This is a genomic window from Paraburkholderia sp. RL17-347-BIC-D, from assembly GCF_046027915.1.
Taxonomy (GTDB): Bacteria; Pseudomonadota; Gammaproteobacteria; order Burkholderiales; family Burkholderiaceae; genus Paraburkholderia.
Genome location: NZ_JARESS010000009.1, coordinates 15,306 through 38,489 on the forward strand (window position 1 = coordinate 15,306; position 23,184 = coordinate 38,489).

A 23,184-nucleotide genomic window follows, 5' to 3' on the forward strand; every position below is an offset into this window, starting at 1 on the left:
CTCACCAGCTCCTGAAGCGCGCCGGCGGCTCGTACAGGCCGCCCGACCACGTCACCAGATCGTCGATGCTGCGTGCCGCCAGCAGCGAGCGCTTGGCCTCGCCGCGCCGGATGCCGAGATCCTCGGGATACGCGACGATGCCGCGCCGCCGCAACTCCGCTGTTTTCTCCGGCTTGGCGCGCAGCCCGATCGGCGTCACGCCGGCCACGGCGGCGATCGCCGCGCGCCGCTCGTCGATGCCTTCGGCCTTGTGCAGATGCGCGATGCCTTCTTCGGTGACCACGTGGCTGACGTCGTCGCCATAGATCATCACGGGTGCGACCGGCATGCCGCTTTTCGCGCCGACCGCGACGGCGTCGAGTTCATCGACGAAGGTCGGCTCGCCCCCTTTCTTGTAGGTCTCGGCCATCTGCACGACCAGCTTGTGGCCACGGGACACTGGACCCTCATCGCGCAGCAGCTTGAGCCACGCTTCGCTCGAATGACGCCGGCCGCGCGGATCGTGGCCCATGTTCGGCGCACCGCCGAAACCGGCGAGACGCCCGCGGGTGACGGTCGACGAATTCGCGTCCGCATCGATCTGCAAGGTCGAGCCGATAAACAGATCGACGCCGTATTGCCCGGCCAACTGGCACAGCACGCGGTTCGAGCGCAGGCTGCCGTCGTTGCCGGTGAAGAACACGTCGGGACGGGCCTCGATATACGCCTCCATGCCGACTTCGCTGCCGAAACAATGAATGCTGTCGACCCAGCCTGATTCGATCGCCGGAATCATGGTGGGATGCGGGTTGAGCGTCCAGTTGCGGCAGATCTTGCCCTTCAGACCGAGCGATTCGCCGTACGTGGGCAGCAGCAATTCGATCGCGGCCGTATCGAAACCAATGCCGTGATTCAGCGAGCTCACGCCGTACGGTTCGTAGATGCCGCGAATCACCATCATGGCGGTGAGCACCTGCAGGTCGCCGATATGGCGCGGATCGCGTGTGAACAGCGGCTCGACGGCGAACGGCCGGTCCGCCTGCACGACCACGTCGACCCATGAACCCGGAATATCGACGCGCGGCAGTTCGTCGACGATCTCGTTGACCTGCACGATCACGATGCCATGACGGAAAGCGGCGGCCTCGGCGATGGTGGGTGTGTCTTCGGTATTCGCGCCGGTGTACAGATTGCCGTGACGGTCGGCCTTTTCGGCGCACAGCAGCGCGACGTGCGGCGTCAGATCGACGAACATGCGCGCGTACAACTCGACGTACGTGTAGATCGCGCCGATTTCCAGCTGGCCGTCTTCGAGCAATTGCGCAACCCGCAGGCTCTGCGGCCCGGCAAACGAAAAGTCGACCTTGTGCGCGATGCCGCGCTCGAACAGCGTCAGATGCTCAGGGCGGCCAATGCTCGAAATCAGCAGATGCACGTCATGGATCTTTTGCGGATCGACCTTGGCGAACGAACGGGACAGGAAGTCGGCCTGCTTCTGGTTGTCGCCCTCGAGAGCGACGCGGTCGCCCGGCTGAATCAGCGTTTCGAGCGCATCGACGATGCGCTCCGGCGGCAGCACACCGTCTTCGAGCCAGGGTGCAATGGCGGCGAGGCGGCGGTTCTTTTCGTCGCGACGCGTGGTCCACGAACGGGCGGTAGGTGTTGAAACTGCGGACGCAGCGGCTTGGGCGGGTTGGTTCATCGGCTTCTCTCAGCTCCCGGTGGTGGCACGCGGGCGTCTGCCGCGCGGCTTGGGTTGATTCGCGAGCGCGGCCTCGGCCTGCGCGCGTTCGGTCAGGAAACGATAAAGCAGGTCGCCCGTGCCCAGCAGATGCGCGACGACCAGCTTTTGCGCGGCGGGAATGTCGCGGCGTTGCACGGCGTCGAGCAGGGCGGCGTGTTCATTGTCGGACTCGCCCTTGTACGACGGCAAGCCGAACTTCAAGCGCAGATATCTTTCACCACGCCGGTGCAGCGTGCCGATCATGTCCTCGAGTTGCGGACGGCCGGCGGGCGCATACAGGCTCATATGAAACGCGACATTGCGCGCGACGTACAGCGACGGGTTTGCCTCGAGCTCGGCGGCGCGGCACAGAGCAACGGATTCCTGCAAGGTGGCGGCCGTGTGATTAGGAATCGCCAGCCCGATGGCGAGACTCTCCAGCGCCGAGCGGATCTCGTAGATTTCGCGCGCTTCTTCCGCCGACAAAGGCGCGACGGTCGCGCCCTTGTGCACGGCGGCCTTGGCCCAGCCCTCGCTCTCCAACTGCCGCAAGGCTTCGCGCACGGGAATTGCGCTGACTGAAAAATGCCGCGCGATCGCGTCCTGCCGCAGCGGCGCGCCGGGGGCCAGCGTTCCGTCGACAATCGCCGCACGCAGCGCCTCCGCAATCACGCGGGACGTGCTCTCACGCGGCGCCGCCGCGGGTAGAAGCGGCATGCGCGCCGGGGCGTCCAGGGGAAAACCATCTATTGCGTCGCTCATAATATCAAATATTATATATGAAAAGACGCGAATTACAGGCGGGCAAACCCGGAAATTTGTTTGCCTTCTGTCCGTGGCGTCCTCTGACTGGTCGTGCGAGGACACCTCGGTTCGTCACAAACGCGCCATCTCGTCGTTCGCGTTAAGTACGTCAACCTTAAGTACGCCAACCGTTGGGCCGGAGGAGCATGATGAATTCACTAACCGACCGCACGTCGGTCTCGCGGCGCCGCACGCCGCTCAATCGTTCGCAGATCGCAGGTTTTTGGGGGGCGTGGGCAGGCTGGACGCTCGACGGGATGGACTCGTTCATCTACGCGCTCGTGTTGACGCCGGCCTTGACCGAACTGCTGCCGCGCTCGGGTTATGCGGCGACGCCGGCGAACGTCGGCCTGGCCGGGTCGATCCTGTTCGCGCTGTTCCTGGTCGGGTGGGGGCTGTCGTTCATCTGGGGGCCGCTTGCCGACCGCTTCGGCCGCACCAAGGTGCTGGCCGGCACCATCTTCACGTTCGCCATTTTCACGGGACTCGCGGCGACTTCGCACAACGTGTGGGAGCTCGGTATCTATCGCTTCATTGCAGGCGTCGGCATCGGCGGCGAGTGGGCGCTGGCCGGGACCTATGTGGCGGAGGCGTGGCCGGAGGATCGCCGCAAGATGGGCGCCGGCTATCTGCAAACGGGCTACTACGCCGGGTTCTTCCTTGCGGCGGCGCTGAACTACACGGTCGGCGTGCATTACGGCTGGCGCGCGATGTTCCTGACCGGTGCGGTGCCGGTGGTGGTCGCGATTCTGATCCTGCTGCGGGTGAAAGAGTCGGAGAAGTGGGAGAAGGCCGAGGCGCGCACCGTGCGCACCAAGCCCTTGCGCGAGATCATGGGACCGGCTTATCGACGCCGCACCTGGGTCGCGTGCATTCTGCTGACCATCGCCATCATCGGGCTGTGGGCGGGCGCGGTGTACGAGCCGTCCGCCGTGATTCAACTGGCGACCAAGGCCGGCATGGCCAAGAACGATGCGATCAGAACGGCGTCGCTGGCCACGGGGCTCTTGTCCATCGCGACGATCCTCGGCTGTCTCGCGTTACCGCCGCTCGCTGAGCGGATCGGCCGCAAGAAGACGCTGGCGATCTACTTCGTCGGCATGGCGGTGGCGATCGTCGGCAGCTTCGGCTGGGCGTTTTACTTGCCCAATGGGCTCGCGCCGTTCATCGCGTGGCTCTTCGTGCTGGGTTTCTTCGGCGGCAATTTCGCGCTGTTCAGCTTGTGGCTGCCGGAGCAGTTCGAAACCCGCGTGCGGGCGACGGCGTTCGCGTTCTGCACGTCGTTCGGGCGGTTCGTCGGCGCGGGCGTCAACTTTCTGCTCGGCGCGGCGGTGCTGCATATGCATACGCTCGGCGTGCCGGTGGCGTTGACGGCGCTCGCGTTTATCGTCGGCCTGTTCGTGATTCCGTTCGCGCCGGAGACGAAGGGCGAGGTTTTGCCTCAGTGAGTTTGGCCGTTTGGCTGAGTGGCGGGTGGAGTTGCCCCTGCGCATTGTTGCGTGGGGTCAACGTCCGCGAGTAGGGGCGATAGTCTGATTGTCAAAGCGTATCTTATTTTATTCAATCAATTGAAGTTGGTCGTCAAACTTTGCTGGTGCATTAGCAACTCAAACGAGAAGCTTGACGCCGTCGGTCCTCTCCAATGGTGGCTTGAGCTACGCAGCCAACAATCAAAGATTCATGAACACTTCTGGTTTTGACGAGACCCGCGTCGTTTCCGTGAAAGCAGCGAGCGAAAGTCGCAGCACTGGACTGGAGACGACGTTGTATCTGTTGAGCTCCACAAAAAACGCGCTGAGACTGGCGAGATCAATCGCACAGTTACAGGCGCGTGGCGTATTGTCTCGTGAGCCAGTGGATGATGGCCCAACGGAAAATACGAAACCGGGCCGTGAGGTCTTTCCGACCGGGCACGGCGTTTCTGGCCTTGACAGCGGCGACGCATAAATAAGGCGTGACACGAACTTCATGAGTGGCCGACTTTTAGCGCTGCTTCCATCTCAATCCACCTGGCGCCGCACGCGCCCGCCAGGACGCAGCACCGAAAGCAGCGGCCACCCGAGATTCACCCCCAGACTGGCGACCACGATCAGCACCATGCCCGCCAGTTGCGGCATCGACAGCGCCCGTCCATACACGACGGCATCGACCACGATCGCCGTCAGCGGATACACGAACAGCAACACGGCGATGATCGGCGTGCTCAGCTTGGGCAACGCACCGTAAATCAGCACATACGACAGCCCCGTATGCAGCACGCCCATGCCGACCAGCCAGAACCATTGCATCGGGCCGATATGCACGGCAGTGAGCGGCGCGATGAATGGCAGGCAGACTACACCGACCGCGCACTGCGCGAGCGTCAGCAGATGCGGCCGCAAATTGCCGAGCCCTTTGGCGATCAACGTGACGCTCGCGTACAGCACCGAACCCACCAGCGCTTCGCCGATGCCGATCAGATAGCTCGTATGGCCCTGTAGATTCTCCGTGGCCGCGACGCCCGACGCGAGCACGAGTCCCACGAAAGCGGTCGCGATCCAGCCGAGCCGGTCCACGCCGAGCCGCTCGTTGAACAATGCCGCGCCGATCAGCACGACCCAGAACGGCTGCACGTGAAACACCACGGTTGCAACCGCGATGCTGGTGCGATGAATCGCATCGAAGAAACCGACCCACTGCGTGACCATCAGCACGCCCGTAATCAGCGCCAGCGTGACGGTGCGTCGAGTGAAATGCGCGCGCGTGAAGAAGCCTTTCCACGCGCAATACGCGGCGAGCGACAGAAAGCCGAACAGGCAGCGAAAAAATACGAGCGTGAGCGCGCCGAGGCGCGCTTCCTCGACGAAGACCCCGAGCGTGCCCATCAAAAGCCCGCCGCTGGCCAGCGTGATGGCGCCTTGTTGACGTTGGGTGAGGGACATGCGCAACGGCTCCGCGAATTGATGTGATGAGGTGATGTCCCGAGTATTGCGCGGCTTGCACGGTACCGACAAACGAATTAAATTGAGCAATTCCATAAGCTGGATTGATAAATCATGCACCCCGAATTCGACGTCGATCTGCTGCGCACCTTCGTTGCGGTGGTGGAAACGGGCAGCTTCACGAAGGCGTCGACGACCGTGCATCGCTCGCAGGCGGCCGTCAGCATGCAGATCAAGCGGCTCGAAACCATGCTCGGCACCACGCTGTTCGCCCGCAACACGCGCAATCTGTCGCTCACGCGGCCGGGCAATACGCTGCTCGAATACGCGCGGCGCGTGCTCGCGTTGCATGAGGAGGCGTGGTCGGCGATCGTGCGGCCCGAGGTGACCGGGCGCGTCGTGCTCGGCGCGCCGGACGATTACGTGTCCTCGCTGCTGTCGCCCGTGTTGCGGCGCTTCTCGAATCTGTATCCGCACGTGGAAATCGAAATCGTCTGCGCGCAGAGCACGTCGCTCGCGCCAATGCTGGCCGACAACAAGATCGATCTCGCTTTCGTCACGCGTGACCGCAAGATGCGCGGGGAATTCGTGCGCAGCGAGCCGATGGTGTGGGTGGGGGCGTCGGTGGATACGCCGGTGCTGGCGGTGTCGCCGCTACCGGTGGGGCTCTATGAGCCGGGCTGCGTGGCGCGCCAGCATACGCTGGCCGCGCTCGACGGCGCGCGGATTCGCTACCGCGCGGCATTCAGCAGCGCGAGCCTGATGGGACTGGTGGCGACCGTGGATGCAGGCTTATCGGTAATTGCGCTCACGCGTTGCAGCGTGCCGCCACGGCTTACGATTCTCGGTGAAGCGCAAGGCTTGCCGAAGATCGCGCCGCTGGAAATCGTGGTGGCGCGCAGCGCCAAATCGGATCGACCGACCTGCGATTATCTGGCCGCGCAGATGATGCAGGACCTCTCGCTGCGGCCTCAGGCTCAACCGCGAGCGTAAGCCGTCACCTCGCCATCCACTGCGAGCCGCACCTGATCCCCCGGCCGCGGGCAAAGATAGCCCGCCACGCGCGCGCGCACGATCGTCCGCATGTCGGAATGCAATTGGAGCGCGACGCCCGCGTCCTGCCCCTGAAAGATCACTTCCGTGACGACTGCGTCATAGGCCGCCGCGCCGTTCGGCATCGTTTCTTCGGCGCGCAATAAGCGGATCTGCTCGGGCCGCACCATCACATCGACAGCACCCTGGCCCATCGGTCCGGACAACGCCAATTCGCCCAGTTCACAACTCACGCGATCCTGCCTGACCATGCCCGGCAACAATACCGCCTCGCCGACGAACGATGCCAGTTCACGCGTCACGGGCCGCCGGTAGAGCATCTCCGGCGTCGCGGTCTGGATCAGCCGGCCGTTCCACAATACCGCCACTTCATGCCCGAGCGACAACGCCTCGGATTGATCGTGCGTGACCAGCACGGCTGTCGCGCCGGTCGCGGCCAGCGCGCTGGCAACCGCTTGCCGGGTTTCGAGCCGCAACGCGGCGTCGAGCGATGAGAAGGGTTCGTCGAGCAACACCAGCGTGGGCGACGGCGCGAGCGCGCGCGCCAGCGCGACGCGTTGCTGCTGGCCGCCCGACAACTGCTGCGGCGCGCGTTCGCCGAAGTTCGCCGGCAAGCCGACCAGTTCCAGCAACTCGGCCACACGATGCCGCGCGCGCCGCTGTGCGCGCGGCAAGCCGAACACGATGTTGTCCGCCACCGATAGATGCGGAAACAGCGCGCCTTCCTGCGGCACATAGCCGATGCGGCGCTGTTCGGATGGCACATGCAGGTCGTCGCCGGCCACGCGGCGGCCGTCGATGTCCACACTGCCGCCATCCGCGCGTTCGAAGCCGCACAGCAGGCGCAGCAGGGTGGTCTTGCCGCTGCCCGACGGGCCGAGCAGCGCCAGCAGCGTGCCGCGTTCGACGGACAGATCGATGCCGTGCAGCACTGGCGTGCCGTCGAATGATTTTTGCAGCCCGCGGATACGAAGTTCGCTCATGAAAATCCGATGGTAAAAGCGCGGCGCGTCAGCCGCGTTCGCCGAGTAGCGCCGATTTGCCGAGCAGCGCGAACAGCAGGCCCGAGGCGAACAGCGAAATGCCGGTGAGTAACGCTGCGTAGGGCGCCGCCGCGGCGAACGCCATCGTCGAGGTGTCGGCCCAGACCTGGGTGGCGAGTGTTTGCGTGTCGAGCGGGGAGAGCAGCAGCGTCGCGTTCAGTTCGGTGACGACCGAGATGAACACCATCGCCGCGGCCGCGCCGAGTCCAGGTCCCGCCAGCGGCAACACCACACGGAACAGCGTCTGCGACCAGCTCAGGCCGAGCGCGCGCGCGGTCTCCTCGAGACGCGGCTGGGCCTGCATGAAGGCGGCGCGCACACTGACCAGCGCCAGCGGCATGAACAGCATGGAGTAGGCGATCACCAGCAGCGTCGCGCTCTGATAAAGCGGCTGCAGCGCGTGCACCGCGAGCGACACGATCGCCAGTGCGATCACCAGACCCGGCACGCCTTGCGCGAGAAACACGGTGCGTTCGAACAACGTCGCGAAACGGGTCGGATAGCGCACCAGCAGGAACGCGAGCGGCACGACCAGCAAGGTGGTCAGCAGTGCGGCGGCAAGCCCGAAACCGAGCGACGAGAGCGTGGCGTTGAACAGCAGTTCGGGCGACACATCCGCCGGTGTGACGGCCGCCGCGCCCGGTTGCGTGAGCCAGTAGCCGATCATGCCGAGCGGCACGCCGAGCGTGGTGATCGACAGCAGCGCAAAGCCGGCGACGACGATCCAGCGCCACGCGCCGAGTTCATAGCGCAACACCGCGCGACGTGTGCCGCGATCGACGCGTTCATAACGCGCCGCGCCGCGCACGCGAAACTCGAATGCCAGCACGATCAGGCAGATCACGATCAGCAGGCACGCGAGCAGCGAAGCGCCGCCGCCATCGAAACTGGTGCGGAATTCTGCGTAAATCTGCGTGGTGAACGTGTGAAAACGCAGCAGCGTAAACGCGCCGAACTCGGACAGCACGCCGAGCGCCACCAGTAGCATGCCGCCGAGCAGCGCCGGACGCAGTTGCGGCAGCACGACGCGAATGAAAGTGGTCCAACGGTTGCAACCAAGTGCGCGCGCGCTTTCTTCGAGCGCCGGATCCATGCCGCGCAACGCGGCGGCGACCGGCAGATAGACGAGCGGAAAATACGCACAGGTCAGCACGAGCAACGCGCCCGCGAAGTCCTGCAAATCCAGGCTCAGCGACACCCACGCATAGCTCGAGATGAAGGCGGGCATGGCGAGCGGCGCGGCGCTCAATACGGCCCACGCGCGGCGTCCCGGCAAGTGCGTGCGTTCGACGAACCACGCGGCGGCCGTGCCGATCACGGCGGCGACCAGCGTGGTCGAGACGGTGATCATCAACGTGTTGAGCAGCAGTTCGCCGACGAGCGGCCGGAAGATCAAGTCGATCGCCTCGCCGACGCCGAAGCTCGCGGCGCGCCAGAACGTAAACGCAATCGGCAGCAACACCAGCAAAGCGCTGAGTGCCGCTGCCGCGAACAGTCCGCGAGGCGCGCGCGAACGGGCGCGCGCCGGGACAGTCGGGACAGCCGGTGGTCCGGCTGACAAAGCTTCGCTCATTACAGCAGGCCTGCCTGGCGCAGCAGCTTGCCGGCCTGGCTGTCGTCGCCGAGTTGCTGGATCGTCAGCGGCGGCGGGCTCAGTTCGGCGAGCGGCTTGAGGATCGGATCCGGTGCGACGCCTGCGTGCAGCGGATATTCGAACATCACGTGGCTATTCGCCATCAACTGTTGCGCGCGGTCGCTGACCAGGTACGCGAGAAACTTCTGTGCGCCGTCCGTGTTGTGCGCGGACTTCAGCACCGCGGCGCCCGATACGTTCACGGCCGCGCCGGCGTCGCCGTTGCCGAAGTGATAGATCGCGCTGCGAGTTTTGCCGTCGCCGAGTTCGGCATGCAGGCGCGCCCAGTAATAGTTGTTGATCAGACCGGTCGCGACACCGCCGCGGTTCACGGCGGCGACCACGCCTTCGTCGTCGTCGAAAATCTGCGCGTTGGCTTTCAGGCCCTTGAGCCATTGCACCGTTTGCGCTTCGCCCTTCAGCGCGAGCACCGCGGAGACGAGCGGCAGGAAGTCGCCGTCGCTCGGGGCAATGCCGATCTTGCCTTTCCATTCCGGCTTGGCGAGATCGAACAGCGATTGCGGCAGTTGTGAAGCCTGAACCTTGGTGGTGTTGTAGGCGAGCACGTTTTCACGCGCGGTCACCGCGACCCATGCGCCGGTCGGCGAGCTGAAGCGCGCCGGCACGGTGGCGAGCGTCGAGCTGTCCACTTTGTTCAGCAGGCCTTTCTCTTCGAGCAGCATCAGCTCCGGCGAGTTTTCCGTGAAGTACACGTCGGCGGGCGTGGCCGCGCCTTCAGCGACGATCTGCGCGGCCATCGCCGGGCCTTCGCCGTTGCGGATCTTCACCGAGATGCCCGATTGCTTTTCGAAGTCCTTGGCGAGCAGATTGACGACCTGCTCGTGCTGCGCGTTATACAGCGTGATCGACGCGGCCTCGGCCGCCGACGGCACCGTCGCGAAAGCGGCCAGCGTGAGGGCGGCCGCGCTGCCCAGCGTATTGGCCAGGACACGCAGACGAGTGCCAAACAAGTTGTAAGCCATGATCCAGAAGTCCGTTGTGATGTTGTAGTTGATCTGTGTTGTGTCGACTGCGTCTGCTTTACGTCTCGAACAATCCCGCGCCGATATACGAACCCGGCTTCGCGCCCGGCGGCACAGCGAAAATCGCGCTGCCGACGTGCGTCGTGAACTGGTTCATCATGTCGAACTTCGCGAGCCTGTCGTTGATCGGAATGAAGCCGCTGCGCGGGTCGCTCTGATGTGCGATGAAAATGAGGCCCGCGTCGTACTCCGTTTCCTGGCGCCACGGCGGCCAGCGCTCGATGTAGAAGTTCGTGCCGTCGTTATACGAGTACGAGCGGCGCAAAATCTGCGCGCCGTTGTTGCTCGCCTGATTCGACAGACGCACGTGCGAGTTCTCCGGAATCACCGGATTGCCGTCCTTGTCCTCTTCCTTCAGGTCCACGGCGTCGAACTCGTTCTTCTTGCCGATCGGCGCGCCGCTGTACTTGTGACGTCCGAACACCTGTTCCTGGAAGTCCAGTTCGGTGTTGTCCCAGTGCTCCAGCGTGATGCGGATGCGCCGCACGACCGTGTAAGTGCCGCCTTCCATCCACGGCGCGTCGGCGCTCGCGCCGGCCCACACGAACTGGTTCATCAACGGCGGCTTGGCGGTGGACGGATTGTTGGTGCCGTCCTTGAAGCCCATCAGATTGCGCGGCGTCTGACCGCGCGGACCCGACAGGAAACCGGACTGGCCCCAGCGCATCGCCGCCGTGCCGTACGCGAGGCGCGACAACTGCCGGACCGCGTGAAACGCGACCTGCTGATCGTTCGCGCAGGCCTGGATATACAGATCGCCGCCGGTTTTTTCCTTGATCAACTGGTCGCCGTTAAAGCGCGGCAGATCGACGAGCGCGGCGGGGCGGCGCGCGGCGAGGCCGTAGCGATCCTTGCCCTCATGCGTGAAGAGACCGGGGCCGAAGCCGAAGGTGATGGTCAGCCCGCAGGGGCCGAGGCCGAGCACATCGCCGGAATCAGGCGCGGCCTTGTTGTCGGCGGCGTCGCCGGTCGGCAGCGGCGCGGCCGTGCCGCCTTGCGTGAGACGCGCGGCGGCGTCGGTCCAGGCGCGCAGCAGTGCGATCACGTCCTCGCGCTTCTCGGTGGTGAGATCGAGCGCGGCGACGTAGGTGTGACTTTGCTGCGGCGTGACGATGCCGCCTTGATGCGTGCCGTAAAACGGCTCGACGGCGAGTTGCGGATCGGCGAGAGCATGCGGCTGCGTTTTGCCTAGCGCGTTCTGCGATGTCGCGAGACCCGCGCCGAGGCTCGCGCCCGCCGCGACCGCGGCGCCGCCCGCCTTGAGAAACCCGCGCCGTTTGGGGCGCGGGGGTTGATCGTTTGCCATGGTTACTTCACCTTCGTTCGGCTTTGGAATGTGCAACTTACTTTGCGAGCACCAGCGTGTTCACGTCGTCCTGCACGTAGTAGAAACCGTCGCCCTCAGGCGTCATCGCGAGACCGAACAGGTCGCCGTTGCCCGGGGGCGATTGCGCCTTGTCGGTGTCGATCCAGCGCGCGTAGATCTGCTTGCCGCTGGCCGGATCGATTTCGACGATCTGGCCGTTCAGCGCGTTGGTGACGAGCAGGTGGCCGTTGGGAGCGGTCACCATCGCGAGCGGCCGGTGCAGCAGGCCGTCGGCGGTCAGTTGACGGCCGACGCCCGCGCTGCTGTCGCGCGTCATCGGTTCGTCGATTTCGGTGATGCGATTGCCGATCGCGTCGGACACGTACAGCAGTTTCTGATCGGCCGAGAGCGCGAGTCCGGTCGGGCCGACGAGGAACACGCCCTTGTCCGCCTGCGCGCCGAAGCCGCTGCCCACCACTGTTTCTTTCTTCACGACCGGCGGCTTGCCGGCCGGCACGTCGAGATCCAGACGCAGCACGGTGGCCTGCTTGAACACCGGCGGATTGCCGTCAGCTCCACCCACGCCGAAGCCGGCGTTGCTGACGAACAGCGTGGCGCTGCTGCCGTTGTCGACGACCGCCATGTTGCCCCACGGATCGTTGATGTTCGGGCTGCTGATGGTCGAGGCGACCTTGCCTTGCGGATCGATCACGATCAGGCAGCCGGCGCCCTTGGTGCCGGTGGTGCCGTCGTTGCTCGGCGTGCTGCCGACGATCACATAGCCGGACTTGAGCATGGTCATCGCGGTCGACAGACCGATGCCGCCGGGGCATTCCTTCAGATCGCGCGGCACCGTCGCGAACACCGTCATCTCCTTGGTGTCCGGGTGATAGTTGATGATCGTGCTGCCGGTGCCTTGCAGATTGGTCGAGTTGTTGAAGTTGCCGACCAGCACGTCACCTTGCTTGACCGTGCCGGCCGTGACCGGCGCGACCACCACCGCGTACGGATTCTGGTCGCCGTTGCCGGGCACTGTGTTGATCAGCGTGGTGTGGTGCTTGACGGTTTCAAGGAAACCTTGCGGATCGGCGTGCGCGCTGCCGGCGGTCGCGAATGCGGCCGCGCTGACAGCGGCGGCGATCAGGGCCCGCGCGGCGCGCGGCGAAAACTGGCGCGTGGGAGTGTTCACGATTGAGCCTCCGTGCCTGCGCACAAAGCGGTGGTTGCGGTCATGATCGAAAGCATGGGATTCGATTGGGTCGGTAGCGTGTGAATGGGGCGCGGACGTCATCAGAAGTTGATGTTGGTCCGCACGCCGATGACGAACGTGTTGCGCAGCGGCTGCGTCGGATCGTTCGGATTCTGGCCGGCGCCGGCATTGAACGTGTATTGCGCGTCAGCTTGCAGTTGCCACCACGGATTGACCTGGTACTGGTACGTCGCCTCGAGCGTGGTTTCGCTGGTGCGTATGCCGTACGGGCTGTTGCTGAATGCCCGCGCATCCGTATCGAGGCCGTTCACGTGATTGCCGACCTTGATGTAGGTGAGCGCGAGGCCGACGCTGTCGTTGTCGCGGCCGGCGAACGGCGCTTTCATCACGACGCCGAGGTTGGCGGCGAGACTCACCAGGTTGCGGTCGCCGGGCGCGCCCATCACGCGGGCAAAGACGCCGATGCTGCGCGGCTCGTCCGGGTCCGGACGCCAGATCATCTGGTCCGCCACGGCGTAGAAGCTGTAGTCGCCGTGATGATTCTGGGCGATGCCGCTGCTGGCCGAATTGGCGAGCGACAAGCCGGTATTGTCGTAGCGCTGATCCGCGAAGCTGCCGTTGTTGTACCAGACACCGAGCTTGTAGGTGCCGGGCAAACCGCCGCCGCCCGCGCCGACCATTTCGCCGTCGGCCGGCTGGTTGATCGCGTACTGCAACTCGCCGATGAACAGCGTGCCATTGTGCAGGTTGAAGTTAGTGCCGCTCTTGTTGTCCGGGTTGTTGCCGAGCGGGTCGCCGTCGTACACGCCTGCCAACGCCGTCAACGCCGGCGTGATCTGGCCGCGCACGCGCACGCCGAGGTCCGACAGCGGATACGCCGGGCCGCCGGACGGCATGTCGTACGAGGGCAGGGCGGGCCAACCGAACATCGTGTTGACGAACAGCGCCGAGTACTGACTCGTGATGAACTCCTGGTCGATACTTTGCTGACCGATCTTCACATCGATGCGCTTGTTCGGGAACGACTGCTGATACCACAATTCCCACAGACGGGTTGCGTCGTCGGCTTCGATGCCGCTCGCCGTATTCAACGTGCCGAGCTTGTTAGCGCTGAGGTTGGCACCATGGATCTGCAAGGCGCTGACGTTGAACAGGCCACCCGGCAAACCGAACGCTTTTTGCGTGTCCAATTGCACGGTGCCGGTGGTCAGGCCGTCGTAGTCGGCGCCGCGCGCGAGACCGCCGCGCAGGTTGGCGAGCACTTCGCTGGTTTCGGTGAGCGTGAAGGTCACGCCGTATTTGCCGAGCCAGGGGCGCAGGCCGCCTATGTCGCCGAGCATCTGCTGTCGATTCCAGAAGCCGGTCCACTGGTTCGTCTGGGTCGCCTGAATCTTCAGGTCGGCCTCGGGCGCTTCCGGCGCCGCGTCGGGATTCGCTTCGGCCATGGCGGCGCCGGCTGTCAGCGACGCCCACGCGAACGCCGTGCAAAGCGCGGCACGCCGCATGGAGGGCAAACGCGAACGGCGCGTGGTGTTGGCGCGCGGCACGGAATCGCGAAACGGACGGGCTGCTACGCCGGGTCCGTTGAAATGGGCGAACTTCATCGAAATCCTTATTGGTGTTGTATCGACTGATTTGAACCATCGCGGCGCATCGCCGCATGCCCGCGATTTGCTGCATTGGTTCGCGATGCCAACTGCAGCAGATTGCGAGATCGTACGCATGCGGATTTGGTGCGTCAACACAAATGAGAACGATTCGCATCAATATTACTGACATATAACTTTGCTCTTTACGTACTGCTACTAAACGGCATTTGCACGTAATTTGCAGAGAATGAGAAAGTAATGAATCTGTATGGTGGTGGTCATATGAACGCGTTCCGGGGTGGGGTGTCGAACTCGCACGAGTACCCGAAACGCCAATTCAGGAGATGGATATGAACAAACGCAGAGTGTTGATTTCGTTGCTGGCGAGCGGCGGTTTGCTGGTGAGTGGCGTCTCGAATGCGCAGCTGAATCTCAAACAGTTCGGCATAGGCGGCGGCGACAGTTCCGCGGGCGCTGGGGCGACGGCGTCGTCCGGCGGCGTGTCGCAACTGTTGCAGACCTACGTGGGCGCGAACCAGCAGGTGCTCAGCGGCCAGTCGAGTCTGGCCTCGGCGATGGGGATGAGCAGCGCGGCGGGGCAGGCGCAGCAGGCGGCGGGATTGTTGAGCGGCGGCACGCCTTCGGTGAGTCAATTGACGCAGATGGGCAGCACGCAGCAGTCGCTCTCGCAGACGCTGACCCAGGCCTTCGCTAGCCGCGCGAGCGGTGGTGCGTCGGCTACGCCGATCAACAAGGAGGCTTTCACGGACGGCCTGTCGTCGCTCGGTAAAGGCGTGAGCCAGTATTCGAGCCTGCAGTCGGGGCTCGGCAGTATCGGGCAGATGAATCCGTCGTCGCTGCTACAGGCCGGCATGAATCCGCAGACGGCGCAGAGCGCGTCATACATCGCGCAATCGGCGCCGGGGCAGTTGCAATCGTTGATGTCGACGCTGAGCTCGGCCGTGCAGTTCGCGTCGAGCCACGGCATCAGCGTGCCGTCGGTTGCGACCTCGGCGCTAAAGGGCGGTCAATAAGAAACCGGTTCGGAGATGAACGCCGCCCTCGTTCGGGCGGCGTCGACCGGCGGCTACGAAAACAGGTAAAGGCCGCCACAGCGAGCGGACCACAAAAGCGGCTATGATCGATTTCCAAAACCGCACGGCCGCGCATCACCGATACGCGTCCTGTGTCCAAAACCATACCGGAAACCTGCCGATGTCTCACACAGTGAATCTGGACAACTATTTCGCCCGCATTGGCTACGAAGGCCCGCGCGCTGCAACGCTGGAAGTCCTTCAGGCGCTTCACCGGTTGCACCCGCGCGCGATTCCGTTCGAGAACCTGAACCCGCTCACGCGGCGTCCGGTGAAACTGGATCTCGAATCGGTCGAGCGCAAACTCGTCACCGAACACCGCGGCGGCTACTGTTTCGAACAGAACGCGCTATTCGCCAACGTGCTGATGCAATTGGGCTTCGAGGTCACGCCCTTGCTCGGGCGCGTACTGTGGGGCCGCGAATCGGATGCGCCGCCGCCGCGCACGCATATGGTGTTGCGCCTCGACATCGAGAACGAAGCCTGGATCGCCGACGTGGGTTTCGGCAGCGTGACGCTGACCGCGCCGCTGCGGCTGACCGCGGGCATCGCGCAGCCCACCGAACTCGGCACGTTCCGTCTCGCCGACGCATCGCGCGACGCGCTTTTTCTCGAAGTGCAGGCGCGCGACGAAAGCTGGGCGCGGGTCTACCGCTTCGATCTGCAACCGGTCGAGTGGATCGATTACGAAACCTCGAACTGGTACACGTCGACCTCGCCGGAAGCGATTTTCGCGAGCACGCTGATCGTGTGCCGCGTGCTGCCCGAAGCGCGGCTCGCGCTGCTCAACGATCAACTGAGCGAACGCGCAGCCGATGGCCGGCTCATCAGCGAGCGGCAACTCAGGAGCGCCGGCGAACTGGCGGCGTGCCTGCGCGATCAGTTCGGCTTGAACACCGGCGAGATCGACATCGCCGAAATATTCGACCGCGTGCGCACGCCGGCGAAAACCGCGTAGCAACGAACCGTCATGGTCGCGCGCCTCATCTTTCAAACGGTGGTCTGGCTGGTGGGCATGGGCGCGCTGCTGTTCGGCGCGGCGGGCACCTTGGCATGGCCGGCCGGGTGGTGGTATGTGATCGAGTTGGGCGTGCTGAGCCTGTGGATCGGTTTGTGGCTGGCGCGCCATGATCCCGGCCTGCTCGCCGAGCGACTGTCGCCATTCGTGCAGGAGCAGCAAAGCCGCTGGGACCGCGTTTTCATGGTGAGCGTCTCGGTGGCGTGGTGCGGCTGGCTCGTCCTGATGGCGTTCGACTCAATGCGCTTTCACTGGACCGCGCCGTTGCCGGTGGCACTGGTCAGCCTCGGCTCGCTCTGCGTGTTCCTCTGCCTCTTCATGTGCCGCTTCGTGTTCCAGGCCAATAGCTATGCCGCGCCGGTCGTGAAGATCCAGGCGAGCCGCGGGCATAAAGTGATCGACACCGGTCTTTACGCGCATGTCCGTCATCCCATGTATTCCGCCGCGCTGCTGCTGTTCGTCGGCACGCCCTTGCTGCTCGGATCGTGGTGGGGTCTCGCCTTCGTGCCGGTCATGGTGATCGGCATTGGCTGGCGAGCGGTGCGCGAAGAGCGCGTGCTGGCCGCGCAACTCGACGGTTACACGGACTACATGGCGCGCGTGCGTTATCGCTTCGTGCCGTTCATCTGGTAGGGCGCATCGAACCGCCGTCTCCGCGCGCGTTTGCTCAGCTTGCATCAACCTGTCTAGACAAAACGAATTGCGCTTGCCGGTGCTGCGAAGCACGCCGTGCATCTTCCGCGCATTAAGAACTCCCCGCAAAGCCACGCCACGCTGCATCGTCTAGGGGCTTACCCGATGATTCCGCTAATTTCTCGCAAATTCTCTTGCGACAGCTTTTTTACTCATGCAGACTTGTCTATACAAATTAAGCGGCGGTTAAACATTCGGCTCGACGGTTTCCTCAATCAAAGGAGTTTCGACGTGAAAGTGAAGCGCACGACGGCAGCAAAAGCATTGATCGGCGCCGTTCTCGGCGCCGCGGCGATTTTCGCGGCACCGGTGCAGGCCAAAGACTGGAAGACGGTGACGATCGCGCTCGAAGGCGGCTACGCGCCGTGGAATCTGACCTTGCCGGGCGGCAAGCTGGGCGGCTTCGAACCCGAACTGGTCGCCAACCTGTGCGAGCGCATCAAGCTGCAATGCAATCTCGTGGCGCAAGACTGGGACGGCATGATTCCCGGTCTGCAGGCGGGCAAGTTCGACGTCCTGATGGATGCGATCTCGATCACGCCGGAGCGTGAAAAGATCATCGCCTTCTCGAAGCCGTACGCCGCCACGCCTGCCACGTTCGCCGTGGCCGATGCGAAGGTGTTGCCCAAAGCCGCGCCGGGCGCGGCCGTCGTCAAGCTGTCGGGCGACCCGAAAGCCGACCAGCCGACCGTCGACGCCTTGCGCAAGCAGTTGAAGGGCAAGACCATCGGCATCCAGTCGGGCACGGTCTACACCAAGTTCATCAATGACGGCTTCAAGGACATTGCCACGATCCGCGTCTACAAGACATCGCCCGAACGCGATCTGGATCTGGCCAACGGCCGCATCGACGCCTCGTTCGACGACGTGACGTACTACGCCGCCAACATCGACAAGAAAGAAACCGCGTCGATCGTGATGGCCGGCCCGAAGATCGGCGGCCCGATCTGGGGCCCGGGCGAAGGCCTCGCGTTCCGCAAGCAGGACGCCGACCTGAAGGCGAAGTTCGACACCGCGATCAGCGCCGCGCTCGCCGACGGCACCGTCAAGAAGCTCTCCGACAAGTGGTTCAAGACCGACGTCACGCCTTGATTCGCCTTCACGTTAAGAGGCAACGGCAGGCGCGTGGCGAAAACCAGCGCATGCCGGCCGGTTCGATCCGCCGCATTGGATGAAGATGAGAGGTAGGAAATGGCTCTGATACAGATGCTCGGCTTCGGGCCGGAAGGCTGGGGCGGCGTATTGCTGCTCGCGGCGTTGATGACGGTGGCGCTCACGCTCGCGGCGCTCGCGGTCGGCGCCGTGTTCGGCGCGCTGGTGGCGGCCGCCAAGCTGTCGCGTTTTCGTACGCTGCGCGTGGTCGGCGATATCTACACCACCGTGTTTCGCGGCGTGCCTGAACTGCTCGTCATCTACCTGTTCTATTTCGGCGGCTCGACGCTCGTCACGACCGTCGGCCAGTGGTTCGGCGCGGAGGGTTTCGTCGGCGTGCCGCCGTTCGTGGTCGGCGCACTGGCCGTGGGCATGATTTCAGGCGCGTATCAGGCCGAGGTGTACCGCTCGGCGGTGCTGGCGGTGTCGCGCGGCGAACTCGAAGCCGCGCGCTCGATCGGCATGCCGACGCTGACCATGGCGCGGCGCATCCTGATTCCGCAAGTGCTGCGTTTCGCGTTGCCCGGCATCGGCAACGTCTGGCAATTGAGCCTGAAGGATTCGGCGCTAATCTCCGTGACGGGCCTCGCCGAATTGCTGCGCACGAGCCAGGTGGCGGCGGGTTCCACGCATCAGTACTTCACGTTCTTCGTAGTGGGCGGTGCGCTCTATCTGCTCATGACCAGCATCTCGAACCGGGTCTTCAACCGTGCCGAAGCGCACGTGGGCCGATCCTTCAAGCGCAACTTCGCGCGTAACTGACGAGGGCGGCCATCATGCATTTCGACTTCGACTTTCTGTTCGACACGATCAAGCAACTGCTCGGGGCCGTGCCGACCACGCTCGGCCTGTTCTTCTGCTCGCTGATTCTCGGCGGCCTGCTCTCGCTCGTGATCGTCACGATGCGCGTGTCGCCGCACTGGCTGCCGAATCGCTTCGCACGCGCTTATATCCTCGTGTTCCGCGGCTCGCCGCTGCTGATCCAGATGTTCCTCGTGTACTACGGCATGGGCCAGTTCGGGGTGATACGCGAGAGCTTCCTGTGGCCGGTGCTGCGCGAGCCCTACATGTGCGCGGTGTTGTCGCTCGCGCTATGCACGGCCGGCTATACCGCCGAGATCATTCGCGGCGGTTTGATGGCCGTGCCGGTCGGTCAGATCGAGGCAGGTTATTCGATCGGCCTGTCGGGCTTCGCGCTGCTGCGTCGCGTGATCGGCCCGATCGCCTTGCGCCAGTGTCTGCCGGCGTATTCGACTGAAGCGGTGCTGCTCGTCAAATCGACGGCGCTGGCAAGTCTCGTCACCGTGTGGGAAGTCACCGGCGTCGCGCAACAGATCATTCAGCAAACCTATCGCACGACGGAAGTCTTCATCTGCGCCGCGCTGATCTATCTGTTCCTGAATTTCGTCATCGTGCGGCTGCTCGGCATGCTCGAAACGCGTCTGTCGCGCCATCTGCGCGCGGCACGCCCGCAGGCCGCGGCGAACCGCCCGGTTTCCGCCACCACCGAAGCACGCCGCGCCGCGCCCTGAACGGCCGCCCATCCTGGATGAATCTGGAGAATCCCATGAACGCTACGGCACCCGTTGCACTGTCGGTCAAGAACATTCACAAATCGTTCGGCGACCATCACGTGCTCAAAGGCATTTCGCTCGACGCCCATCAAGGCGACGTGATCTCGATTCTCGGTGCGAGCGGCTCGGGCAAGAGCACCTTCCTGCGCTGCCTGAATCTGCTCGAAACGCCCGACGACGGCTCGGTTTCGCTCGCCGGCGAAGAGTTGAAAATGAAGCGCCGCGGCGACGGCAAGCTGCAACCGAGCGACCGCCGCCAGGTGGACCGGGTGCGCTCGCAACTCGGCATGGTGTTCCAGAACTTCAATCTCTGGTCGCATATGACGGTGCTGGAAAATCTGATCGAAGGGCCGATGCGCGTGCAAAAACGCAGCCGCGCCGAGTCGGTGGAAGAGGCGGAAGCGCTGCTCGCGAAAGTCGGTCTCGCGGAAAAACGCGGCCACTATCCGGCGCATCTTTCAGGCGGTCAGCAGCAACGCGTGGCGATTGCGCGCGCATTGGCGATGCATCCGAAAGTGATGCTGTTCGACGAACCGACCTCGGCGCTCGATCCCGAACTGGTGGGCGAAGTGCTGCGCGTGATGCGCTCGCTGGCCGAAGAGGGCCGCACCATGCTGGTCGTCACGCACGAAATGGGTTTCGCGCGCCATGTATCGAATCGCGTGATGTTCCTGCACCAGGGGCAAGTGGAAGCCGACGGCACGCCCGACGAGGTGTTCGTCGAATGCAAGTCGGATCGGTTCCGGCAATTCGTTTCGAGCCATCAGGACCGCACCACCAACTGATCAGCATCACCAGATAACCTACCAAGCAGAGCACTGACATGGCCGTGATCCGTTCCGATCGTCCTCTCGACTGGGCTCAGGTGGCAGCGGTTGCCGCCGGCGAGCCGCTCGAACTTTCCGCCGGCACCCGCGCGCGCATCGCGGCGGCGCGTGTGCTTGTCGAACAGATCGTCGAGCGCGGTATTCGCGCGTATGGCGTGAATACCGGCGTAGGCGCGCTGTGCGACGTGATCGTCTCGCCCTCCGAACAGCGCACGTTGTCGCGCAACATTCTGATGAGCCACGCGGTCGGCGTCGGCGCGCCGCTCGGTGTCGCCGAAACGCGCGCGATCATGGCCGCGGCCGTCAATAACTTCGCGCACGGCCACTCGGGTATTCGCCTCGAAGTCGCGGACCAACTGGTGGCGCTGCTCAACGCGGATTGCCTGCCGGAAGTGCCGGCGTTCGGCTCGGTCGGTTATCTGAGCCACATGGCGCATATTGCGCTCGTCTGCATCGGCGAGGGCTACGTGCGCTTTCACGGCGAGCGGCTTAAAGGACGCGACGCGCTGCAACGCCTCGGGCTCGAGCCGCTCGTGCTCGAAGCCAAGGAAGGGCTGAGTCTCGTCAACGGCACGCCGTGCGTCACGGGCCTCGCCGCGTTGGCGCTCGCGCGCGCCGAACGCCTGCTCGACTGGACTGATATGGTCGCCTCGATGAGCTTCGAGAATCTGCGCGGCCAGCTCGCGGCTTTCGACGAAGACTCGCTGGCCTTGCGCATCTCGCCGGGGCTGAACCTGGTCGGCGGGCGGATGCGCGCCGCGTTGGCCGACAGCGGCATTCTCGCGGCGGTGGTCGGTCAGCGTACGCAAGACCCGCTGAGCATGCGGACCATTCCGCACGTGCACGGCGCGGCGCGCGACGTGCTCGCCGCGACCGCCGACGTGGTCAATCGCGAGCTCGCCTCGATTACCGATAACCCGATCGTCGCCGGCACGCCGGAAGAGCCACGCGTGTATTCGCAGGCGCACGCGGTGGGCGCCTCGATCGCGCTGGCAATGGACAGCCTCGCCACCGCGATCGCACAAGTCGCCGCGATGGCCGAGCGGCGCCTCGACCGTCTCGTCAATCCGCTGGTGAGCGGCCTGCCGGCGTTTCTCGCCGAGCCGGGCGGTACCTGTTCCGGTTTCATGATCGCGCAGTACACGGCGGCGTCGCTGGTCGCGCAGAACCGGCGGCTCGCGCTGCCCGCGAGTCTCGACGGCGGCATCACTTCGGCCTTGCAGGAAGATCACCTGTGTCATGCCACGCCCGCCGCGCTGAAGGCGCTGGAAATCATCGACAACGCCGGGCGCATCGTCGCGATCGAACTGCTGGCGGCAGCGCAAGCCTACGACCTGCAAAGTATCGACGCGCCGCGCGCACCGCACACCGGAGCGCTGTGGCAGCGCGTGCGCCGCGCCGTGCCGACCTATCGCGACGACCGTCCGCTCGCGGACGACATGAGCGTCGCCTTTCGCATGATTGCCGACGAAGCGCCGCCGCCGTTGCCGAACCCTGGTAACATTGGCCCTCGGCCGGTCAGGTCCGTCGACGGCGCGGAGATGATGGCGCCAGCAACGCTTACGAATCTGGCGGCCGCGGGCCACGTCCGCGCGGCCGCGAGCATCGCCGTCAACGACGGGCAGGCCGCCGCGCACATGGCATGACTCGGACGATGCCGGTGAGCGGGCTTACCCGCCGGCGAGCCGGCCAAGGTGTACCAACCAAGTACAACCCGCGTACCACCCACGAGGTCGGAGTGAACACAACTACAAACGCGCGAATCGCGGAGACGCAGGACCGCCCTGATCGCGGCCAGGAGACACCCGCGAAAGCCATGCCTGCCTACGAGCAGATCAAACGCTACGTGATCAGGCGCATCAGCGAAGGGGACTGGAAGCCCGGCGGGTTGATCCCGTCCGAAACGGAACTGGTGAAGGAATTCGGCGTAGCGCGCATGACGGTGTCGCGCGCGCTGCGCGAATTGACCACCGAACGCGTGCTCACGCGCGTGCAAGGCTCCGGCACATTCGTCGCGCCACAGCGCTACGAATCGACCGTGCTGGAAATCCGCAACATTGCCGACGAAATCGCCGCGCGCGGTCACCGCCATTCGGCGCGTGTGCTGACGCTCGAACCGAGCGACGACCCGCAGGCGCTCGAAGCGCTCGGTCTCGCCAGCGGACCGGCGTTTCATTCGTGCATCGTGCACAGCGAGGAGGGCGAGCCGATCCAGTACGAGGACCGCTACGTCAATCCGAAGGTGTTCCCCGATTATCTGGAGCAGGACTTCACGATCGAGACGCCGAATCACTACATGGTGCGGCTCGCGCCGATTCAGCGCGCCGAGTTTCGCATCTATGCGCAGAAGCCCGACGCCTATGTGCGCCGGCATCTGTTGATGGATATCGGCGAGCCGTGCCTGCAACTATGGCGCCGCACGTGGGTAGGCGACGACGTGGCGACGTCGGTGCAGCTGTGGCACCCGGCGTCGCGTTTTCATCTCGCAGGCAACGTCTAACGTAGTACGACGCGTGCCGCGT

General features: G+C 64.5%; 21 protein-coding genes. 12 read left to right on the forward strand and 9 right to left on the reverse strand.

The genetic code is table 11. The features are described 5' to 3' along the window. Nucleotide 1 precedes the first annotated feature (1 nt). Nucleotides 2–1,681: a malonate decarboxylase subunit alpha gene (gene mdcA / locus P0D96_RS14385; protein ID WP_408286102.1), complete on the reverse strand. Its 1,680-nt coding sequence runs from the start codon at nt 1,679–1,681 to the stop codon at nt 2–4. Nucleotides 1,682–1,690: 9 nt separating this feature from the next. Next, nucleotides 1,691–2,464 (reverse strand): GntR family transcriptional regulator, encoded by a 774-nt coding sequence (locus tag P0D96_RS14390; RefSeq protein WP_408178460.1) that lies wholly within the window; start codon nt 2,462–2,464, stop codon nt 1,691–1,693. A gap of 191 nt (nt 2,465–2,655) precedes the next feature. Between P0D96_RS14390 and P0D96_RS14395 the strand changes: the two genes are divergently transcribed. Then, the gene (locus tag P0D96_RS14395) at nt 2,656–3,954 is read left to right on the forward strand and encodes an MFS transporter (protein WP_408314142.1); all 1,299 of its coding nucleotides are present in this window, start codon (nt 2,656–2,658) and stop codon (nt 3,952–3,954) included. A gap of 172 nt (nt 3,955–4,126) precedes the next feature. Next, complete coding sequence (locus tag P0D96_RS14400) at nt 4,127–4,453, forward strand: type II toxin-antitoxin system Phd/YefM family antitoxin (protein WP_408313994.1); 327 nt, start codon at nt 4,127–4,129, stop codon at nt 4,451–4,453. A 53-nt stretch (nt 4,454–4,506) separates the two neighbouring features. On the opposite strand, the gene P0D96_RS14405 is transcribed toward P0D96_RS14400, so the two are convergent. Next, nucleotides 4,507–5,427: a DMT family transporter gene (locus P0D96_RS14405; RefSeq protein ID WP_132382769.1), complete on the reverse strand. Its 921-nt coding sequence runs from the start codon at nt 5,425–5,427 to the stop codon at nt 4,507–4,509. Nucleotides 5,428–5,541: 114 nt separating this feature from the next. On the opposite strand from P0D96_RS14405, the gene P0D96_RS14410 reads away from it, so the two are divergent. After that, nucleotides 5,542–6,420 (forward strand): LysR family transcriptional regulator, encoded by an 879-nt coding sequence (locus P0D96_RS14410; RefSeq protein ID WP_132382771.1) that lies wholly within the window; start codon nt 5,542–5,544, stop codon nt 6,418–6,420. Here P0D96_RS14410 and P0D96_RS14415 read toward each other — a convergent pair. The 6 genes from P0D96_RS14415 to P0D96_RS14440 form a co-directional block, all read right to left on the reverse strand. Continuing rightward, a complete protein-coding gene (locus P0D96_RS14415; protein WP_408313997.1) occupies nt 6,405–7,463 on the reverse strand; it encodes an ABC transporter ATP-binding protein in 1,059 nt (352 codons plus the stop codon). The two genes, P0D96_RS14410 and P0D96_RS14415, sit on opposite strands and share 16 nt — an antisense overlap. A 28-nt stretch (nt 7,464–7,491) precedes the next feature. Beyond that, nucleotides 7,492–9,096 carry an ABC transporter permease gene (locus P0D96_RS14420; protein WP_408313999.1) on the reverse strand — a complete coding sequence of 535 codons (1,605 nt, stop codon included), beginning with the start codon at nt 9,094–9,096 and terminating at the stop codon, nt 7,492–7,494. Beyond that, nucleotides 9,096–10,139, reverse strand: coding sequence for an iron ABC transporter substrate-binding protein (locus P0D96_RS14425; RefSeq protein WP_408314001.1), 1,044 nt, complete (start codon nt 10,137–10,139; stop codon nt 9,096–9,098). The genes P0D96_RS14420 and P0D96_RS14425 overlap by 1 nt, the downstream gene beginning before the upstream one ends. A gap of 58 nt (nt 10,140–10,197) precedes the next feature. After that, nucleotides 10,198–11,505, reverse strand: a complete 1,308-nt coding sequence (gene efeB, locus P0D96_RS14430) for an iron uptake transporter deferrochelatase/peroxidase subunit (RefSeq protein WP_132382779.1) — start codon at nt 11,503–11,505, stop codon at nt 10,198–10,200. Nucleotides 11,506–11,542: 37 nt separating this feature from the next. Then, entirely contained in the window at nt 11,543–12,694 is a 1,152-nt protein-coding gene (locus P0D96_RS14435) for an NHL repeat-containing protein (RefSeq protein WP_408314004.1), read from the reverse strand. 101 nt (nt 12,695–12,795) lie between these two features. Next, nucleotides 12,796–14,319: a carbohydrate porin gene (locus tag P0D96_RS14440; RefSeq protein WP_408314006.1), complete on the reverse strand. Its 1,524-nt coding sequence runs from the start codon at nt 14,317–14,319 to the stop codon at nt 12,796–12,798. Between the two features lie 335 nt (nt 14,320–14,654). Here P0D96_RS14440 and P0D96_RS14445 point away from each other — a divergent pair, with 335 nt between their 5' ends. The 9 genes from P0D96_RS14445 (at nt 14,655) to hutC (ending at nt 23,162) form a co-directional block, all read left to right on the forward strand. Then, the gene (locus P0D96_RS14445; protein ID WP_408314008.1) at nt 14,655–15,338 is read left to right on the forward strand and encodes a hypothetical protein; all 684 of its coding nucleotides are present in this window, start codon (nt 14,655–14,657) and stop codon (nt 15,336–15,338) included. A 181-nt stretch (nt 15,339–15,519) separates the two neighbouring features. Then, nucleotides 15,520–16,356 carry an arylamine N-acetyltransferase family protein gene (locus tag P0D96_RS14450; RefSeq protein ID WP_408314010.1) on the forward strand — a complete coding sequence of 279 codons (837 nt, stop codon included), beginning with the start codon at nt 15,520–15,522 and terminating at the stop codon, nt 16,354–16,356. Nucleotides 16,357–16,368: 12 nt separating this feature from the next. Continuing rightward, on the forward strand, nt 16,369–17,049 hold the full coding sequence (locus P0D96_RS14455; RefSeq protein ID WP_408286083.1) for a methyltransferase family protein: 681 nt from the start codon (nt 16,369–16,371) through the stop codon (nt 17,047–17,049). Nucleotides 17,050–17,340: 291 nt separating this feature from the next. Then, on the forward strand, nt 17,341–18,201 hold the full coding sequence (locus tag P0D96_RS14460) for a transporter substrate-binding domain-containing protein (protein ID WP_408286081.1): 861 nt from the start codon (nt 17,341–17,343) through the stop codon (nt 18,199–18,201). A gap of 99 nt (nt 18,202–18,300) precedes the next feature. Further along, on the forward strand, nt 18,301–19,023 hold the full coding sequence (locus P0D96_RS14465; RefSeq protein ID WP_132382791.1) for an ABC transporter permease: 723 nt from the start codon (nt 18,301–18,303) through the stop codon (nt 19,021–19,023). A gap of 14 nt (nt 19,024–19,037) precedes the next feature. Beyond that, nucleotides 19,038–19,793 carry an ABC transporter permease gene (locus tag P0D96_RS14470; RefSeq protein WP_106280534.1) on the forward strand — a complete coding sequence of 252 codons (756 nt, stop codon included), beginning with the start codon at nt 19,038–19,040 and terminating at the stop codon, nt 19,791–19,793. Between the two features lie 35 nt (nt 19,794–19,828). Next, the gene (locus tag P0D96_RS14475) at nt 19,829–20,620 is read left to right on the forward strand and encodes an ABC transporter ATP-binding protein (protein ID WP_012426714.1); all 792 of its coding nucleotides are present in this window, start codon (nt 19,829–19,831) and stop codon (nt 20,618–20,620) included. 38 nt (nt 20,621–20,658) lie between these two features. After that, nucleotides 20,659–22,308, forward strand: a complete 1,650-nt coding sequence (locus P0D96_RS14480) for an HAL/PAL/TAL family ammonia-lyase (RefSeq protein WP_408178447.1) — start codon at nt 20,659–20,661, stop codon at nt 22,306–22,308. A gap of 92 nt (nt 22,309–22,400) precedes the next feature. Next, entirely contained in the window at nt 22,401–23,162 is a 762-nt protein-coding gene (gene hutC / locus P0D96_RS14485) for a histidine utilization transcriptional repressor HutC (protein ID WP_132382795.1), read from the forward strand. The last annotated feature ends 22 nt before the right edge of the window (nt 23,163–23,184 follow it).

Bases quoted from the DNA above. Each gene is read 5' to 3' on its own strand.
- mdcA (WP_408286102.1), bottom strand. From the start codon at position 1,681: ATGAACCAACCCGCCCAAGCCGCTGCGTCCGCAGTTTCAACACCTACC.
- P0D96_RS14390 (WP_408178460.1), bottom strand. From the start codon at position 2,464: ATGAGCGACGCAATAGATGGTTTTCCCCTGGACGCCCCGGCGCGCATG.
- P0D96_RS14395 (WP_408314142.1), top strand. From the start codon at position 2,656: ATGAATTCACTAACCGACCGCACGTCGGTCTCGCGGCGCCGCACGCCG.
- P0D96_RS14405 (WP_132382769.1), bottom strand. From the start codon at position 5,427: ATGTCCCTCACCCAACGTCAACAAGGCGCCATCACGCTGGCCAGCGGC.
- P0D96_RS14410 (WP_132382771.1), top strand. From the start codon at position 5,542: ATGCACCCCGAATTCGACGTCGATCTGCTGCGCACCTTCGTTGCGGTG.
- P0D96_RS14415 (WP_408313997.1), bottom strand. From the start codon at position 7,463: ATGAGCGAACTTCGTATCCGCGGGCTGCAAAAATCATTCGACGGCACG.
- P0D96_RS14420 (WP_408313999.1), bottom strand. From the start codon at position 9,096: ATGAGCGAAGCTTTGTCAGCCGGACCACCGGCTGTCCCGACTGTCCCG.
- P0D96_RS14425 (WP_408314001.1), bottom strand. From the start codon at position 10,139: ATGGCTTACAACTTGTTTGGCACTCGTCTGCGTGTCCTGGCCAATACG.
- efeB (WP_132382779.1), bottom strand. From the start codon at position 11,505: ATGGCAAACGATCAACCCCCGCGCCCCAAACGGCGCGGGTTTCTCAAG.
- P0D96_RS14440 (WP_408314006.1), bottom strand. From the start codon at position 14,319: ATGAAGTTCGCCCATTTCAACGGACCCGGCGTAGCAGCCCGTCCGTTT.
- P0D96_RS14445 (WP_408314008.1), top strand. From the start codon at position 14,655: ATGAACAAACGCAGAGTGTTGATTTCGTTGCTGGCGAGCGGCGGTTTG.
- P0D96_RS14450 (WP_408314010.1), top strand. From the start codon at position 15,520: ATGTCTCACACAGTGAATCTGGACAACTATTTCGCCCGCATTGGCTAC.
- P0D96_RS14455 (WP_408286083.1), top strand. From the start codon at position 16,369: ATGGTCGCGCGCCTCATCTTTCAAACGGTGGTCTGGCTGGTGGGCATG.
- P0D96_RS14465 (WP_132382791.1), top strand. From the start codon at position 18,301: ATGGCTCTGATACAGATGCTCGGCTTCGGGCCGGAAGGCTGGGGCGGC.
- P0D96_RS14470 (WP_106280534.1), top strand. From the start codon at position 19,038: ATGCATTTCGACTTCGACTTTCTGTTCGACACGATCAAGCAACTGCTC.
- P0D96_RS14475 (WP_012426714.1), top strand. From the start codon at position 19,829: ATGAACGCTACGGCACCCGTTGCACTGTCGGTCAAGAACATTCACAAA.
- P0D96_RS14480 (WP_408178447.1), top strand. From the start codon at position 20,659: ATGGCCGTGATCCGTTCCGATCGTCCTCTCGACTGGGCTCAGGTGGCA.